The organism is Pseudonocardia petroleophila, from assembly GCF_014235185.1.
GTDB lineage: Bacteria > Actinomycetota > Actinomycetes > Mycobacteriales > Pseudonocardiaceae > Pseudonocardia > Pseudonocardia petroleophila.
In genome coordinates, this window is the sequence record NZ_CP060131.1 from 3795477 (window position 1) to 3810298 (window position 14822).

At 71.4% G+C, this 14822-nt stretch carries 13 protein-coding genes; 4 read left to right on the plus strand and 9 right to left on the minus strand.

Features of this window, described 5'->3' with window-relative positions:
- Nucleotides 1-41: 41 nt before the first annotated feature.
- The gene (locus H6H00_RS18965) at nt 42-356 is read right to left on the minus strand and encodes a hypothetical protein (protein WP_185717083.1); all 315 of its coding nucleotides are present in this window, start codon (nt 354-356) and stop codon (nt 42-44) included.
- A 221-nt stretch (nt 357-577) separates the two neighbouring features.
- A complete protein-coding gene (locus H6H00_RS18970; protein ID WP_185717084.1) occupies nt 578-1159 on the minus strand; it encodes a TetR/AcrR family transcriptional regulator in 582 nt (193 codons plus the stop codon).
- Between the two features lie 288 nt (nt 1160-1447).
- On the opposite strand from H6H00_RS18970, the gene H6H00_RS18975 reads away from it, so the two are divergent.
- A complete protein-coding gene (locus tag H6H00_RS18975; RefSeq protein ID WP_185717085.1) occupies nt 1448-2122 on the plus strand; it encodes a transglutaminase domain-containing protein in 675 nt (224 codons plus the stop codon).
- 84 nt (nt 2123-2206) lie between these two features.
- On the opposite strand, the gene H6H00_RS18980 is transcribed toward H6H00_RS18975, so the two are convergent.
- From H6H00_RS18980 to H6H00_RS18995, 4 genes are all read right to left on the minus strand, one after another.
- The gene (locus tag H6H00_RS18980) at nt 2207-3763 is read right to left on the minus strand and encodes an acyl-CoA synthetase (protein ID WP_185717086.1); all 1557 of its coding nucleotides are present in this window, start codon (nt 3761-3763) and stop codon (nt 2207-2209) included.
- A 127-nt stretch (nt 3764-3890) separates the two neighbouring features.
- Complete coding sequence (locus H6H00_RS18985) at nt 3891-5045, minus strand: acyl-CoA dehydrogenase family protein (RefSeq protein WP_185717087.1); 1155 nt, start codon at nt 5043-5045, stop codon at nt 3891-3893.
- A gap of 57 nt (nt 5046-5102) precedes the next feature.
- A complete protein-coding gene (locus H6H00_RS18990) occupies nt 5103-7118 on the minus strand; it encodes an ATP-binding protein (protein ID WP_255425261.1) in 2016 nt (671 codons plus the stop codon).
- The gene (locus H6H00_RS18995; RefSeq protein WP_221775592.1) at nt 7118-8731 is read right to left on the minus strand and encodes an acyl-CoA carboxylase subunit beta; all 1614 of its coding nucleotides are present in this window, start codon (nt 8729-8731) and stop codon (nt 7118-7120) included. The genes H6H00_RS18990 and H6H00_RS18995 overlap by 1 nt, the downstream gene beginning before the upstream one ends.
- A gap of 117 nt (nt 8732-8848) precedes the next feature.
- Here H6H00_RS18995 and H6H00_RS19000 point away from each other — a divergent pair, with 117 nt between their 5' ends.
- Together H6H00_RS19000 and H6H00_RS19005 are read left to right on the plus strand one after the other, a co-directional pair.
- Complete coding sequence (locus H6H00_RS19000; protein ID WP_185717088.1) at nt 8849-10027, plus strand: acyl-CoA dehydrogenase family protein; 1179 nt, start codon at nt 8849-8851, stop codon at nt 10025-10027.
- 46 nt (nt 10028-10073) lie between these two features.
- Nucleotides 10074-10877 carry an enoyl-CoA hydratase/isomerase family protein gene (locus H6H00_RS19005; protein WP_185717089.1) on the plus strand — a complete coding sequence of 268 codons (804 nt, stop codon included), beginning with the start codon at nt 10074-10076 and terminating at the stop codon, nt 10875-10877.
- Between the two features lie 88 nt (nt 10878-10965).
- Here H6H00_RS19005 and H6H00_RS19010 read toward each other — a convergent pair whose 3' ends face one another.
- From H6H00_RS19010 to H6H00_RS19020, 3 genes are read right to left on the minus strand one after another with little or no spacing between them, the layout of a single operon-like run.
- Complete coding sequence (locus H6H00_RS19010; protein ID WP_344735827.1) at nt 10966-12567, minus strand: AMP-binding protein; 1602 nt, start codon at nt 12565-12567, stop codon at nt 10966-10968.
- A 41-nt stretch (nt 12568-12608) separates the two neighbouring features.
- The gene (locus tag H6H00_RS19015; RefSeq protein ID WP_185717090.1) at nt 12609-13034 is read right to left on the minus strand and encodes a Zn-ribbon domain-containing OB-fold protein; all 426 of its coding nucleotides are present in this window, start codon (nt 13032-13034) and stop codon (nt 12609-12611) included.
- On the minus strand, nt 13031-14197 hold the full coding sequence (locus tag H6H00_RS19020) for a thiolase family protein (protein ID WP_185717091.1): 1167 nt from the start codon (nt 14195-14197) through the stop codon (nt 13031-13033). The genes H6H00_RS19015 and H6H00_RS19020 overlap by 4 nt, the downstream gene beginning before the upstream one ends.
- A 79-nt stretch (nt 14198-14276) precedes the next feature.
- On the opposite strand from H6H00_RS19020, the gene H6H00_RS19025 reads away from it, so the two are divergent.
- Nucleotides 14277-14810, plus strand: coding sequence for a PaaI family thioesterase (locus tag H6H00_RS19025; protein WP_185717092.1), 534 nt, complete (start codon nt 14277-14279; stop codon nt 14808-14810).
- Nucleotides 14811-14822: the final 12 nt, after the last annotated feature.

The following is a 14822-nucleotide window of genomic DNA, read 5'->3' on the forward strand; positions in this document are numbered from 1 at the left end:
TGGTACAGATGCGCCGGGCTCGGGTCCGACGCGACCTCCGGTCAGTCCAGCGGGGGTGGCCACGGGACCGCTTCGAGCGGGATCTCCCGGAACCGCCCCCAGGCCGCGGAGGCCGACACCCCGAAGAGATCGCCGACCTGGCTCCAGCTCGCCCCACCGGCGCGGACGTCGTTGACGGCGGTCTGCGTCATCGGGCGCAGGGTCTCGTCGAGGCTGGCCAGCAGGTGCGCCCGCCCGGCCGGGTCGGCGAGGTCCACGCCGCGGTGTGCCGCGAGATCGGCCAGTACGGCCTCCAGCGCCTTGGCCACCATCTCGTCGGTGACCGGCCCGCGCCGGAGTCGGCGAGTGCTCTCCATCCGTCCTCCACTGGTTGTGTCCCGGCCGGTACGGACCCGGCCCTGCGTGCTCGACCCGACCGTTGGTGTCGCCGCCGACCACACGTTAGGTTTACCACGGTTAACGTCGCCCACGCAGCAGGGAGATCCCGGACGGCTGGTCTCCGCCGCCGGGTGACCTGGGGCGGACGGTGTCCACGTCCTCACGGCGGCCGGAGTCGCACTGCCGTGCATGCGTCGGGTCAGCCCGCGGCGGAGTCGATGTCGGCGGGTCGGGCCAGCAGAACCGCCGCGGCGCCGGTGCTCAGCAGCCGCTCCACCGCGGTGTCGTCGAGCTCGGCCGGCATGTGGGCGGCGGCGTTGATCAGTGACAGCACGGCGGTGACCACGCCGGCGGCCTCTGCGGCGTTCAGGTCGGACCGCATCTGCCTGAGCGCCCCGGACCAGATCGCCTCGTAGTCGTGCTGGCGGCGGCGCAGCGCGCGCAGCGCGATCGGGGACAGCGCCCGGTGCTCGCGGACGTACACCGCCACCAGCCGACGGTGACGTGACCCGAATCCGGCGTGCACGGAGATCAGGGCGCTCAGGATGTGCTCCGCATCGCCTGCCTGGGCGGCGCGCCGCGCCCCGGCGAGCAGCTCCGTCATCGCCGTGTTGCACAGCTCGCGGAGGATGGCGTCCTTGTTCTGGAAATGGCGGTACACCGCCGGGCCGGTGACGCCCGCGGCCGCGCCGATGTCGTCGATACCGACCGCGTGGTAACCCTGCCGGGAGAACAGCTCGGTGGCGACCTCGAGGAGCACGGTGCGTCGGAACCCGGCCACGTCGTCACCTCCCAGGCATGCCGTCGGACGTCGTACCCGTGCGGGCCGAACGGGGCCATCGTATCGGCGTGGCGGGATCCTGCCGCAGCGACCACGCACCGACCGCTCGCATCGATCGTTCCGGCGGCCCGACACCCCCGAGCAGGCGGCCCGCGTCCCGGCCGCTCGGCCCACGCTCGGCAGTGCACCCCACGGCGTCGGGTCGACGGCCGCCGGCAGGTCACGGCCCACGTGATCCGTGTCCCCGGCGCGAGACACACGGCCGTCCCGGTCGTTACTCTCCGGTAGATGAGCACCGATGAGTACCTCGCCTCAGGGCGGTTCGTGGACTCCGACTCGGCCACGGTTCGCGCCTTCGCCGCCGAGGTCGTCGGCGACGAGACCGACCCCGTGACACGGGCGGTCCTGCTGTTCGAGGTGGTCCGCGACCGGATCTGGTACGACCCGTTCGCCACGAGCACCGACCCGGCGAGCTACCGGGCCAGCGCGGTGCTGGAGGCCGGGCGTTCCTGGTGCGTGCCGAAGGCGGTTCTGCTCGCCGCGGCGGCGCGGGCGGCCGGCATCCCGGCGCGCCTCGGATTCGCCGACGTGCGCAACCACCTCCAGACCGAGCGCCTCAAGAAGAAGATGAACGGGGTCGACCTGTTCGTGTTCCACGGCTATACCGACCTGTTCCTGGAGGGCCGGTGGGTCAAGGCCACCCCGGCCTTCAACGCGGAGTTGTGCGCGCGGTTCGGTGTCGAGCCGATGGCGTTCGACGGCCGCTCGGACGCCCTGCTGCACGAGTACACCGCCGAGGGCAGTGCGTACATGGAGTACGTCCACGACCGCGGGGTCTACACCGACCTGCCGCTCGAGGAGATGCTCGCGACGCTGCAGCAGGTATACGGCGACGCCCTGCTGGACACCGAAGTGCCCCTGGGCACCGACGAGTTCACCGCGGCGGTCCCGGCGGCCGGCTAGCACCGCCCGCGCGTGTCGGGATCCGATCCGCCTCCGGACCGCGGTTGCCGCGCGGTCCGGAGGCGGGCCGCCGGGGCGCCGCCGTCAGCGCTGGACGACGCCTCCCTCGACCCCGGTGAACCGCTTGCGCAGCTCGGTCTTGAGCAGCTTTCCGGTGGCGTTGCGGGGCAGCTCCGCCACCAGGTGCACCTCGCGCGGGCACTTGAAGTGCGCCAGCCGGTCGCGGCACCAGGCGATCAGGTCCTCGGCCGCGGGCTCCGCACCGGCCGCGGGGTCGGCTACCACGACGGCGACGACCCGCTCCCCCCACTTCTCGTCCGGCCCGCCGACGACGGCGGCGTCGAGCACGCCGGGGTGCTGGAACAGCACCTGCTCCACCTCGATCGGGTAGACGTTCTCCCCACCGGAGATGATCATGTCCTTCTTGCGGTCCACCAGCGTGATGAAGCCCTCGGGGTCGATCCGGCCCAGGTCGCCGGTGTGGAACCAGCCGCTGCGGAAGGCCTCCGCTGTGGCCGCCGGCTTCATCCAGTACCCGACGAACACGTTGCGCCCGCGCACCAGCAGCTCCCCGACGGTGTCGGGGGGCAGGTCCCGGTCGTCGGGGTCGACGATCCGCGCGTCGACGTGCACCGCCACGCGCCCGATCGACCCGGCCTTGGCGGTGACGTGGTCGGTCTCCAGGATCGACACCAGCGGCGCGGTCTCGGTCATCCCGAAACCCTCGCTGAACGGCACGCCGCGCTGCTGCATGAAGTCGATCACGGTCAGCGGGACCGGCGACCCACCCCCCATGGCCAGCTTCAGCGCCGACAGGTCGTAGCTGTCGAAGTCCGGCACCCGGGTGAGGGCCGACCACATCGCCGGGACCATGAACTGCACGGTCGCCCGGCTCTCCGCCATCGCCTTGAGCGTCCCCACCGGGTCGAACGAGGGCAGGATGACGCTGGTGCCGCCGGCGTAGAGCAGCGGGAGGGTGTGCACCCCGAGACCGCCGATGTGGAACATCGGGGCCACGGCCACGGTCACGTCGCTGCCACGCAGGCCATGGGCGGTGCCGAGCACGTTGACCGCGTTCCACAGCAGGTTGTCGTGGGTGAGCATGGCACCCTTGGGGCGGCCGGTGGTGCCCGAGGTGTACATGATGAACGCCACGTCGCTGCCGTCGACGTCACCGTGGAAGGGTTCGGCGGCCCCGCCGGACAGGAACGCGTCGTAGCCGATCTCGCCGTCGCGGGCCGGGCCCCACACGCGGATCCGGTGCCGGACCCGCACCCCCGGCTCGGCGAGCGCGGCCACGGCCCCGTCCGCGAGCGGCTCGTGGAAGGCGAAGACGTCGGCCCCGGAGTCGGCCAGGATGTACCCGATCTCGGGCCCGGCCAGCCGTACGTTGATCGGCACGGTGATCGCGCCGATCTTCGCGCAGCCCAGCAGCAGCTCCATGAACTCCACGGAGTTGACCAGCAGGACCGCCACCCGGTCCCCCTTGCGGACGCCCAGGTCACGCAGTGCCGACGCGACCTGGTCGGTGCGCCGGTCGACGTCGGTGTAGCTGTAGTGGTCGTCCCCGGACACGAACGCGGTGCGCTCGCCGTGGAGGAAGGCCCGCCGGGTGACCCAGTGACCGATACCGCGATCCATACCTGCTCCTCGCCGTCCCGCGACGGCTGCTCGTCGATGAGTGGGTTCCAGTGGCGGCCCGAGCCCCGACGGCCGCGGACGATCGTCGGCAGGCTCCGCCGCGGCGGAGCCTGCCGGTCGGTGTGCGTCAGTACGAGCGGGGCAGCTTGAGGCTGTGCTGGGCCACGTAGTTCAGGATCATCTCGCGGCTGATCGGTGCGGTGCGCATCAGTCGGGCCGGGCCCCACAGCGTGGCCAGGCCGTACTCGGTGGCCATGCCGTTGCCGCCGTGGGTCTGGATGGCCTGGTCCAGCGCCAGGATGCCGGCCTCGGCCGCCGCGTACTTGGCCATGTTCGAGGCCTCGCCGGAACCCGGGTCGCCCGCGTCGTGCAGCGACGCGGCCCGCTGGGTCATCAACCGGGCCAGCTCGACCTGGATCTTGGCGTGCGCGAGCGGGTGGGACACGCCCTGGTGCGCGCCGATCGGCACGTCCCAGACCTTGCGCTCCCGGGCGTAGGCCGAGGCCTTGTCCAGCGCGTAGCGGCCGATGCCGTTGCCCAGCGCCGCGCCCATGATGCGCTCCGGGTTCAGGCCCATGAACACCTGGCGCAGGCCGTCGTTCTCCTCGCCGATGAGGTTCTCCGCGGGCACCCGCACGTCGTCGAAGAACAGGGTGAACTGCTTCTCCGGGGTGACGGCCTGCACCGGGATGACGGTCCTCGTCAGCCCCGGCGCGTCGGTGGGGACCACGATCAGGCTCAGCCGGCCGCGGCCGCGGTCGTCGGTGGAGGTGCGGGTGACGACCAGGATGGCCTCGGCCTCGTCGACGCCGGAGATGTAGTACTTGGTGCCGTTGAGCACCCACTCGCCGCCGACCTTCTTGGCGTGCGTGGCGATGTTGTGCGAGTTGGAGCCGGCGTCCGGCTCGGTGATCGCGAACGACATGATGACCTCGCCGCTGGCGATGCCCGGCAGCCAGCGCGCCTTGAGCTCGTCGCTGCCGTAGGCCTGGATGATCGTCCCGCAGATGGTCGGGGAGACCACCGTCATCAGCAGCGGGCACCCGGCCGCGGCCAGCTCCTCGCCGACGATCTGCATGTCGTAGATCCCGCCGCCGCCGCCGCCGTACTCCTCGGTGATGTTGACGCCCAGGAAGCCCTGTTTGCCCACGGCGTTCCACAGCTCGGAGCTCTTCTCACCGGCCAGTGACTTGGTCACGTAGTAGTCGTGCCCGAAGTCCCGGGCGATCTCGGTGACCGCCTTGCGCAGGTCGAGCCGTTCCTCGGTCTCGTGCAGTTCCATGTCCGCTCCTACCTTCACGGTGACGCGCCGCCGGACGGCGGATCGCGCGGTGCGTACTTACGTCTCGTCGTCGACGGGCTCGACCACGGCGAGCGGGTCGCCGGTGGACACCTGCCGGCCGACCTCGACCGGCAGCTCCGTCACCACCCCGTCGATCGGGCTGGTCACCGAGTGCTCCATCTTCATCGCCTCCAGCACGACCAGGGGCTGGCCCGCGGTGACCAGGTCGCCTGCCGCCACGGGCACCCGGATCACCGAACCGGGCATCGGCGCGGTCAGCGATCCGGCCGGCTTCAGGGTGCTGGGGTCGACGAAGCGGGGGATCCGGGTGAAGGTGCTGGACCCCGCACTGCTGTCGACGTGGGCGGTCTCGCCGTCGAGGAGCACCTCGTAGGATCGCCGTACCCCGGCCGCCTCCAGCACGACCCGGCCGGGGCCGTGGTCGAGCACGACGATGTCCTCGATCGGCTTGCCGTCGACCTCGGCCTCGACCCGGTCGCGGTGCATCGCGTAGGACACCTGCAGTTCGGTGCCCGCGGTCGAGGTCCACCCGGCCCGCTGCAGCTGCGAGGGGTTGTTGCGCCATCCCGCCGGCAGGCCGGGCTGGACCCGGGCGGTCGCCCGGTTGGCGGCGACCCCGGCGAGGGTGGCGGCGAGGGCGTGCAGCCGCTCGCCGTCGGCGTCGAGCAGCGGCCCGCCGAGCTCGGTGGCGTCGTGCCGGTCCAGGAAGCCGGTGTCGGTGCCGCGGCCGGCGAACTCCGGGTGCCGCAGCACCCGGACCAGCAGGTCGCGGTTGGTCGTGAGGCCGTGGATCCGGGCCCCGGCCAGCGCCGCGGACAGCGTGCCGAGCGCCTCGGCCCGGGTGGGTGCCCAGACGATGACCTTGGCGAGCATCGGGTCGTAGTGGTGGCTGACCACGGAGCCGTCCCGCACGCCGGAGTCGACCCGCACGCCGGTAAGCTCGGGGAAGCGCAGCGTGCGCAGAGTGCCGGTACGGGGCAGGTAGCCCTTCGTCGGGTCCTCGGCGTAGAGCCTAGCCTCCACCGCGTGGCCGGTGATCGTCGGCTCGAGGACCTCCGCTGGCAACGGCTCACCCATCGCCACTAGCAGCTGCAGGCGGACCAGGTCCAGTCCGGTGACCAGCTCGGTGACCGGGTGTTCGACCTGCAGGCGCGTGTTCATCTCCAGGAAGGCGAACGTGCCGTCGTCGGCACCCCCGTTCGCGTCCAGGACGAACTCGACGGTACCGGCGCCCACATACCCCACGGCCTTCGCCGCGGCGACCGCCGCGGCGCCCATCTTGGCCCGCAGGTCCTCGCCGACGACCGGCGAGGGAGCCTCCTCGATCACCTTCTGGTGGCGTCGCTGCACCGAGCACTCCCGCTCGAACAGCGCGACGGTGCCGCCGTGCGTGTCGGCCATCACCTGGATCTCGACGTGCCGGGGGCGCTGCACGTAGCGCTCCAGGAACACGGTGCCGTCGGCGAACGCCGAGGTGGCCTCGCGGGCCGCCGAGGCCACGGACTCCTCGAGCGTGTCGGCCGACTCCACGATCCGCATCCCGCGCCCGCCGCCACCGGCACTGGCCTTCACCAGCAGCGGGTAGCCGACCTCGGCGCCGAGCTTGCGCAGCGCCTCGGCGTCGAGGTCGGTCGCGTCCCCGCCCGGGAGCACCGGGACACCGGCCTCGGCCATCATCGCCTTCGCGGTGAGCTTGGAGCCCATCGCGTCGATGGCGTCGGGCGGCGGCCCGACGAACACCAGCCCGGCCGCAGCGCAGGCGCGGGCGAAGGCCGCGTTCTCCGACAGGAAGCCGTAGCCGGGGTGCACGGCGTCTGCTCCGGTGTGCAGCGCGGCGGCGATCACCCGGTCGACCTGGAGGTAGGTCTCGGTGGGCGAGGAGCCGGGCAGCCGTACCGCCTCGTCGGCGTCCTCGACGTGCCAGGCGTCGGCGTCGGCATCGGAGTACACCGCGACCGTGGCGATGCCGAGGTCGCGGCAGGTCCGGAAGACCCGCCGGGCGATCTCGCCACGGTTGGCTACGAGCAATTTCTTGATCACGGGCATCGCCATCACATCCGGAACACGCCGTAGCCACGCTGGCCACGGACCTCGTCGTTGTGCACCACGGACAGGCAGAGTCCGAGCACGGTCCGAGTGTCGCGCGGGTCGATGATCCCGTCGTCGTAGAGCCGCCCGCTATTGGCCAGGGCCACCGACTCGCGCTCGATCTGCCCCTCGACGGCGGCGCGCATCTGGGCGTCGGCGTCCTCGTCGAAGGGCAGGCCGCGGTCCGCCGCGGACTCCCTGGCCACGATCGAGAGCACCCCGGCCAGCTGCGCCGGGCCCATCACGGCCGACTTGGAGTTCGGCCAGGCGAACAGGAAACGCGGGGAGTAGGACCGCCCGCACATCCCGTAGTTGCCCGCGCCGTAGGAGGAACCCATGACGATCGTCAGGTGCGGCACGGTGCTGTTGGATACCGCGTTGATCATCTTCGCGCCGTCCTTGATGATCCCGCCCTGCTCGTACTCGGCGCCGACCATGTAGCCGGTGGTGTTCTGCAGGAAGATCAGCGGCGTGTCGACCTGGTTGGCCAGCTGGATGAACTGCGAGGCCTTCTCGGCCTCCTCGCTGAACAGGATCCCCCGGGCGTTGGCCAGGATACCGACCGGGTAGCCGTGGATCGAGGCCCACCCGGTGACCAGCGAGGTGCCGTAGAGCGGTTTGAACTCGTCGAACGCGGAGCCGTCGACCACCCGGGCGATGACGTCGCGCGGGTCGAAGGGGACCTTCGGGTCGACCGAGGCGATGCCGATCAGCTGGTCCGGGTCGAGCACGGGCGGGTCGGCGGGCATCGTCGGGCCGGGCCCGAGCTTGCGCCAGTTCAGCCGGGCCATGATCCGGCGCCCGATCCGGATGGCGTCCTGCTCGTCCTCGGCGAGGAAGTCGGCCAGGCCGGAGGTGCGGGCGTGCATGTCACCGCCGCCGAGCGACTCGTCGTCGGACACCTCCCCGGTCGCCATCTTCACCAGCGGCGGGCCGCCGAGGAAGACCTTGGAGCGGTTGCGGATCATCACCACGTAGTCGCACATGCCCGGGATGTAGGCGCCGCCCGCGGTGGAGTTGCCGAACACCAGCGCGAGGGTGGGCAGGCCCAGGGCGCTGTGCTGGGTCAGGTCGTGGAACAGCTGGCCGCCCGGGACGAAGATCTCGGCCTGGGTGGGCAGGTCGGCTCCGCCGGACTCGACGACGTTGATGATCGGCAGCCGGTTCTCGCGGGCGATCGCCATACCGCGGAAGACCTTGCGGAAGGTGAACGGGTTCGACGCCCCGCCGCGGACCGTCGGGTCGTGGCCGATGATCATCGACTCGACGCCCTCGACCACCCCGATCCCCACGACCACGCTGGCGCCGACCGGGAACTTGGTGCCCCACGCGGCGAACGGGCACAGCTCCAGGAACGCGGTGTCCGGGTCGAGCAGCAGCTCGATCCGTTCCCGGACGAGTAGCTTCCCGCGCTTGCGATGGCGTGCGACGTACTTCTCCCCGCCCCCGCCGTTGGCCAGCGCGAGCTGCTCGGAGATCGCGGTCAGCTGTGCCGTGAGCCCTTTGCGGTTGCCGATGTAGTCCGGGCCCTGCGTGTCGACCCGGTCGGGCAGCACGTCAACCAACTTCTCCTCCATGGCGGCATCGACGTCGATCTCCTGACCGGTTACGTTAGCGGCTACTAACGTCCTGCGACAACGGGGTGCGCACGTTCGGTGCTGCGGATCCCGGCCCGGAACACCGGAGGAGCTCCCATGACCCAGCTGGACCAGCGTGCCGTCCCGACAGCGACACCGGATCCGTGGACGACGCCGGAGCGCCTCGCGCTGCGTGAGCTGGCGCTGTCGTTCACCCGCCGGGAGATCGCCCCGAACCTGCCGGAGTGGGAGGACGCGGGCGAGCTGCCTCGCGCGCTGCACCGGAGCGCGGCAGAGGTCGGGCTGCTCGGCATCGGGTTCCCCGAGGAGGTGGGCGGCAGCGGTGGCGACCTGCGGGACCTGGTGCTGCTCACCGAGGCCGTGATGGAGGGGGGCGGTTCCTCGGGGGTGCTGGCCAGCCTGCTCACCCACAACATCGCGCTCCCGCACCTCGTCGCGTCCGGCGACCCCGATCAGATCCGCCGCTACGTCGAGCCGACCCTCGTCGGGGAGAAGATCGGCAGCCTCGGCATCACCGAGCCCGACACCGGCTCCGACGTGGCCGGGATCCGGACCACCGCGCGGCGCGAGGGCGACCATTACGTCGTCAACGGGGCGAAGCTGTTCATCACCTCCGCGGTGCGGGCCGACTTCGTCACCACCGCGGTACGCACCGGCGGCCCGGGGGCGTCCGGCATCTCGCTGTTGGTGGTGGACCGCGACACGCCGGGATTCACCGTCTCGCGCTCGCTGCGGAAGATGGGCTGGCTCTGCTCCGACACCGCCGAGCTGGGCTACTCCGACGTCAGGGTGCCGGTGGCGAACCTGGTCGGCCCGGAGAACAGCGGTTTCGTCCAGATCATGCGGCAGTTCCAGGTGGAGCGGGCCTTCATCGCGGTGCAGTGCTACGCCACCGCCCAGCGCTGCCTCGACCTCACCCTGGACTGGGTCAGGCAGCGGGAGACCTTCGGCCGGCCGCTCTCGACCCGGCAGGTGGTCCGGCACAAGATCGTCGACATGGCGACGGCCGTCGACGTCGCACGGACCTACACCCGCGTCGCGGTCGACCGCATCGTCGCCGGTGACACCGACGTGCGGATGGTCTCGATGGCCAAGAACCAGGCCGTCGAGGCCTGCGCGCTCGCCGTCGACACCGCCGTGCAGCTCCACGGCGGCATGGGCTACCTGCGCGAGACCGAGGTGGAGATGCACTACCGCGACTCCCGGATCCTCGGGATCGGCGGCGGCACCACGGAGATCATGAAGGAGATCATCGCCAAGCACATCGGCCTCTAGCCCATACCCGACCATTCCTGCGCACATCGACGAGCGAGGAGCTCCCGTGGACTACGACGAGTACGAGTACCTGACCTTCGAACGCCCGTCCGACGGCGTCCTGCTGATCACCATCAACCGGCCGGAACGGCTCAACGCCACCAACAAGCGACTGCACTGGGAACTCGGCAACGTCTGGCTCGACGTCGACGCCGACGACGCCACGCGGATCGCGGTGATCACCGGTGCGGGCAAGGCGTTCTCCGCGGGTGGTGACCTTGACATGGTCGTCGACCAGGTCAAGGACTTCAAGCAGATCGCGGCCATCGCCAAGGAGGCCGCCGACCTGGTCTACAACATCGCCAACTGCCAGAAGGTGGTGATCTCGGCGATCAACGGGGTGGCGGTCGGCGCCGGCCTGGCCGCGGCCCTGATGGCCGACATCTCGGTGATCGCCGAGGACGCCCGGCTCACCGACGGGCACCTGCGGCTGGGTGTCGGTGCGGGTGACCACGCGGCGATCATCTGGCCGATCCTGTGCGGCATGGCCAAGGCCAAGTACTACCTGCTCACCGCCGAGTTCATCGACGGCAAGGAGGCCGAGCGGATCGGCCTGGTGTCGCTGTGCCGGCCGGTGGCGGAGGTGCTGCCCACCGCGCTGTCCGTCGCGGCGAAGCTGGCCGCGGGTCCGCAGCACGCGCTGCGCTGGACGAAGCGCTCGCTGAACCTGTGGATCCGCGACGCCAGCCCGATCTTCGAGGCCTCCCTCGCCTACGAGATGCTCAACTTCTTCGACGACGACGTGCTCGAGGGCGCCACGGCGATCAAGGAGAAGCGGGCGCCCAAGTTCCCCTCGGCGTCCGGCGGCTGACCGCGATCCGGCCGGCTCGCGTCACGTGAGCCGGCCGGTGCGGAGACGGTCTCCCTGCCGGTCCCCCCTCCGGGCCGGCAGAGGGCCGTCAGCTCTCGAAGTGGCGGTGGTGCTGCTCACGCAGCACGTTCTTCTGGATCTTGCCGGTCGCGGTGCGGGGCATCTCGTCGGCGAACAGCACCGCCTTGGGCACCTTGAACCCCGACAGCCTGCTCCGGGCTGCGGTGAGCACCTCCTCCTCGGTGAGCTGCACACCGGGCTTGGGCGTGACGATCGCGGCGATCGCCTCGGACCACCGCTCGTGCGGGAGCCCCACGACGACGACCTCCTGGATCCGGGGCTCGGCCTCGTAGAGCGCCTTCTCCACCTCGATGGACGCCACGTTCTCGCCGCCGGTCTTGATCACGTCCTTCTTGCGGTCGGCGAACCACAGCAGACCGTCGGCGTCGAACCGGCCGACGTCGCCGGAGTGGAACCAGCCGTGTGCGAACGCCTCGGTGGTGGCCTCGGTGTTGCGCAGGTAGCCCTCCATCGCGTGCGGGCCGCGGTAGACGATCTCGCCGGTCTCGCCGGCGGGCAGCAGGTTGCCCTCGTCGTCCATGATCCCGACCTGGACGTTGGGCACCGGCAGCCCGACCGAACCGGCGTGGCTGAGCTGGTACTCCGGCGGGAACACCGTGGTGATCGGGTTCATCTCGGTCTGCCCGAAGCCGAGCGCGAAGTCGCAGCCGAACACCTCCATCGCCCGGCGCAGGTCGGTGTCGGGCATCGGGGCCATCGCGTAGAGGGCCAGCCGCAACGTCGACAGGTCGCGCTTGTCGATGTCGGGGTGGTCCATCACCATCCGGTACATCATCGGCAGCCCGAAGATCTGGGTGATCCGCTCGGACTCGATCGTGGCCAGAAGCGCGGCCGGGTCGAACGCGCGCATCAGCACGAGCGTGCCACCCATGTAGAGCAGGCCCGTGGTGAATCCGTTGAGCTGCGCGGTGTGGAACAGCGGCATCATCGCCACCGACCGTTCCTTGCCGTCGATACCCAGCACCAGCGGGGCGTTGAGCGACTCGATGTAGACCGCGACGTGGCTGCTGACCACGCCCTTGGGGGCGGAGGTGGTGCCGCTGGTATAGAGGTAGCTGATCGGGTCCCGGTCGCCGACCAGGCACTCCGGCTCGCCGGTCCCGGCGTCCCCGACGAACGTGGCCAGATCCCGCCAGGTGCCCGTCGACCCGGCGGCCCAGTCGGCCCCGGTGCCGGGGGCCACGACCACGTCGACGACACCGGTGCCCTCGGTGAGTCGCAACGCACCGTCGACGAGCCCGGCGAGCTGGCTCTCCACCACCACGCCGCGAGCCCGGGAGTGCTCCAGGACGTAGGAGACCTCGGAGGGCCCCCATGCGAGGTTCACCGGCACGCAGACGACGCCGGTCTTGGCACAGGCGTAGTAGGTCGCGAGGAACTCCGCGCTGTTGCCGCTGGCCAGCGCGAGCACGTCGCCGCGCCGGTAGCCGGCGGCCAGCAGCGCGTGGGCCAGCCGGTTGACCTCCGCGTTGAGCTGCGCGTAGGTGAAACGGCGGGCGCCGTCGACGACCGCCTCGCTGTCGGGATTGCGCCATGCGCTGCGGGTCAGCATGTCGCCGACGTTGACCCGGGTGACGAGGTTGGCGTGCAGGTCGTGGTCGATGGTCACGGTTCCTCCGAAGGGGTGCGGTCGGGCCCGGTGTCGGCGGCTCAGGATGCGGGCACGAAACGGACCAGCCCGATGTCGCCCACGCGCTCGAACGCGGCACGCACGGCCATCCCGGGGACGACGGATGCGGGGTCGCAGCGCTCGACGGTGGACAGCATCTGCGGGCCCTCGGCCAGCCGCACGATCACCACCGGGTAGGGCGCGGCCCGCGGCAGGTCGTTCCACGGGGGCCGACTGACGACCGCGGCGACCACGACCGTGGCCTCGCCGGAGACGTCGGTCCAGCGCAGCTGCGCGGAGTGGCAGCGCGGGCAGAACGGGCGAGGGTAGTGGAACAGCAGGTCGCACGCGGTGCACTGACGCACCGCGAGCCTGCCCTGGGCCGCGGCCTCGAAGTGGCCGCGGTTGACCTCGTCGACGCGCGGCAGGACCTCGGGGTCGGCCAGGCCGTCCAGGTAGGTGGTCACGAGCCCTCCAGTACGACGGTGACATGGCTGCACAACATGGATCCGTAGGCGTGCACGACGGCCCGGTCGGCGCGGTCGACCTGGATGCCGGCGGCTCGGCCGGACATCTGCTGGTAGGCCTCCAGGACTCCGCAGATGCCCGAGGCGGTGCCGGAGTGCCCGAACCGCAGCAGGCCGCCGTTGGTGTTCACCGGCAGCCGTCCGCCCGGCCGGGTGGCGCCCTCGCGGTAGAGCTCGACCGCCTTGCCGCGCTCGGCCAGGCCCAGCTCCTCGATCAGCATCAGCGGGTTGGAGCTGAACGCGTCGTAGAGCTGTGCGAGGTCCACGTCGGCGGGCCCGAAGCCGGCCTCGGCGAACGCCTTCGCCCCGGAGCGGACCGCCCCGGTGCGCGACAGGTCGGGCATCGAGGTGAGGAAGCCGTGGGTGTGGCCCTCGCCGACGCCCACCACGTGCACCGGACGGTGCCGAAGGCCGGCCGCCCGCTCGGGTGCGACCAGCACGAACGCGCCGCCGCCCTCACACGGGATCGAGCAGTCGAGGTAGCCGAAGGGCCCCGCGATGTGCCGGGCCTCCAGTACCTGGGCCACGGTGAACGGTCCCGCGCCCGCCCCGATCGCCGTCGGGTGCCCGACGGCCCACTCCTGCTGGGCCGCCACCGCCTCGGCGAACACCTCCCGGCCCTGCCCCGTCTCGTCGAGCCAGGACTGGGCGATCAGCCCGTACAGGGTGGGGATCGACGGTGCGTAGGGCAGCTCGTAGTCCGGGTGGCAGGTCATCGTCATCAGGTTGCGGCCAACGTCGCGGATCGGCGGGAACACCCCGGCGGACACGCACAGCACCGCCGAGCACTGCCCGCTCTGGATGGCGCGGGTGGCGACGCCGAGCATCGCCAGGTGGCTGCCGCCCCCGAGTTGCACGCCGAGCTGCAGGCTGAGGTTGTGCAGCCCGAGCGAGTCCTGGATCTCCTCGGACAAGAAGGTGTGTTCGACGGACTCGCCCATCATCGAGCCGACGCACAGCAGGCCGTCGATGTCGTCGGGTGCCATGCCGGCGTCGCGCAGGGCCGCGACGGCGGACTCGAGGTGCAGGCCGAGGAACGGGCGGTCGAGCCGGCCCGGGGTGACTTCGGCGAAGCCGGCCAGTGTGGCGAGCGGGTCAGACATGGCTGCAGACGTTAGCAGTGACTAACATCGCTGACCACCGGCTGCGGTGTGCGGTGCGGGTTCGGATACCGTGACGCCGGTGAGCCTGCCTGCCCAGCCGGGCGCCGTCCCGGCCCCCGCGGAGTCCCCCGACGGCGCCGCGCCGCTGTTCAGCATCGAGTTCGGGAAGATGCTGTGCATGGGGTGTAGGCCAGCCGGCCGGTGCCGCTTCGGCCTGGTGCTGCGCCGCGGTGAGAACGGAGCCGTCGAGGGCACGGCCCGGTTCTCCGCCGAGCACGAGGGTGCCGGTGGCGTCGTGCACGGCGGTTCGGTGATGGGCGCGCTCGACGAGGCGTGCGGCGCGGTACCGATCGCGGCGGCGGTCCTGTCGGTGACCGCCGAGATGAACGTGGCGTTCCGGCGTCCCGTCCCGCTGGATCGCGAGCTGGACGTTCGGGCCTGGCCCGAGTCCCGCGACGAGCGCGGGCACTGGATCATCCACGCCGAGCTGTACCTGTCCGGCGACGACCGGCCGCTGTGCCACGCCCGCGCCCGTTTCGTCGAGCGCGACCCGGACAAGCACTACGGCCGGTTCAAGGAGTGGCTCGACGGCCGGGAGGGAGTCGCGGGCTGAGCGCGGTCGCCT